This is a genomic window from Fibrobacter sp. UWH4 (genome assembly GCF_900142475.1).
GTDB lineage: Bacteria > Fibrobacterota > Fibrobacteria > Fibrobacterales > Fibrobacteraceae > Fibrobacter.
Map to the genome: position 1 here is coordinate 1 of NZ_FRAY01000020.1, position 1,792 is coordinate 1,792.

Annotated in this window: 2 protein-coding genes and 1 pseudogene; 2 read left to right on the plus strand and 1 reads right to left on the minus strand. The window is 51.7% G+C overall.

The window, feature by feature from the left end:
• A pseudogene (locus BUA93_RS16450) lies at nt 1-329 on the plus strand (hypothetical protein); the annotation flags it as partial.
• Nucleotides 330-342: 13 nt separating this feature from the next.
• The gene (locus tag BUA93_RS15665) at nt 343-1,098 is read left to right on the plus strand and encodes a fibrobacter succinogenes major paralogous domain-containing protein (RefSeq protein ID WP_072981002.1); all 756 of its coding nucleotides are present in this window, start codon (nt 343-345) and stop codon (nt 1,096-1,098) included.
• A 134-nt stretch (nt 1,099-1,232) separates the two neighbouring features.
• Here the strand turns inward: BUA93_RS15665 and folE are convergent.
• A partial coding sequence (gene folE, locus BUA93_RS15670) for a GTP cyclohydrolase I FolE (protein ID WP_072981004.1) occupies nt 1,233-1,792 on the minus strand: 560 nt, incomplete at its 5' end.

Below are 1,792 nucleotides of genomic sequence, written 5' to 3' on the forward strand. Positions count from 1 at the left end.
TTGAGAATACAAACGATGTCGTAAAAATATGGTCGAGGAAACTCGGAATTTCTCCGTCAAAGTTATTGATTCCGCTGAGTTACGCTTCGGGATTGGGCGGCGACCACATTTTTGTTTCCGGCAAGCCAAAAACACTCCAATGGATTCGCAACAAATTAAACCTGATAAATGAACACCTGGACGGCATCCTCGAAAATTCGACCGACAGTAAAATCGGAAAAAAATATCATTTCCGGGGAGTATCTGCATCGGAAAATCGTTTATCCGTTATAGGGAAAACCATTTTTGCAAACAGCATAAAAAAGTTATTACATTTAGTACAACCCTAAGAAAGGACAAAATATGCACACTGCCTTCATCATTTTCAATTTAATCGCCCTCGCCATCGTCGTCACCGCGGCATTCCGCATTGGCGTCAAGGTCAGCAAGGCAGCAAAGCGCGAAGCCCCCGAAACGCAGAACAACACCTCTTACGAAGATTGCCTCGCCAAGAACACCGAAACATTCAAGTACGGGACCTTCACTGACGCTCGCGACGGGGAAACTTACCATACCGTCAAGATCGGTCAACAGGTATGGATGGCCGAGAACCTGCGTTTCAAGGCGGAAAACAGTTTCGCCCCGGGGAACGAAGAACAGAATGTCGCCAAATTCGGAAGACTCTACACCTGGACCTCAGCCCTGAACATTCCGCCTGAATTCTCGGAACAGTCCCCGGCAAAAGACCTCGACATGTACCACAAGATCAAGGAAGACAACTACCAGGGCATTGCTCCGGAAGGCTGGCACATCCCGAGCCTCAAGGAATGGGAAACCCTGATGAGCAACTTCCCCGAAGAATCGAACGGCATCGAGCTTCGCGCCGAATGCTGCTGGCAGCGTCCGGGCGAAGACAGCGTCGGTTTCTTCGCTCTTCCGGCCGGCTACCGTTTCGACAACGGCACCTACTGCCAGTTCGGCAAACGCGCCCGTTTCTGGTGCAAGGACGAATACGGCAAGTCGAATGCGTACCGCCTGAGCCTTACCGAAAACTCCATGGATATCGAAGGCATCTACAGATCCGATGCCATTTCGGTCCGTTGCGTCAAGAATGCCTAAGGCTCACACGCACACCGTCTGAATTCACCTTCAGAATTCGACAGACAAGAGAAACGAAAAGCCTTCCCGCAAAACGGGAAGGTTTCTTGTTTAAGCTAATTCCTGACGAGTCGTGACTTGCCGCCCGGCGAGCTTTACCGCGGCGCGTAAATGCGCGACATGAATTCGGCGCGGGTCTTTTCGTCGGTCTTGAATCGGCCCAAAAGCTGGGTGGTCACCATCGTTGCACCGGGCTTTTTCACACCGCGCATCGTCATGCACATGTGCGACGCTTCCAAAACAACCGCGACACCCTTCGGGTTCAGTTCCTTCTGGATAAGTTCTGCAATCTGGCGCGTCATGCGTTCCTGGATCTGCGGGAAACGTGCGTAGAATTCCACCACGCGCGGAATCTTGGAAAGACCCACCACGCAGTCGCCCGGAATGTAGGCCACATGAGCCTTGCCCGTGAACGGCAGAAAATGGTGTTCACACATGCTCGCAAACTCGATATCCGGCACGATAATCATTTCATCGTACTTTTCATGGAAACGAGTCTTGAGGATGTCTTCGGCGCGCATTTCACCCGAAAGTCCCGTCATGAGTTCGGCGTACATCTTGGCGACACGCTTGGGCGTATCGATAAGACCTTCGCGGTTCGGGTTCTCGCCCATGCCTTCCAGAATCATCCGGAAGCCGTCTTCCATTTTCTTAA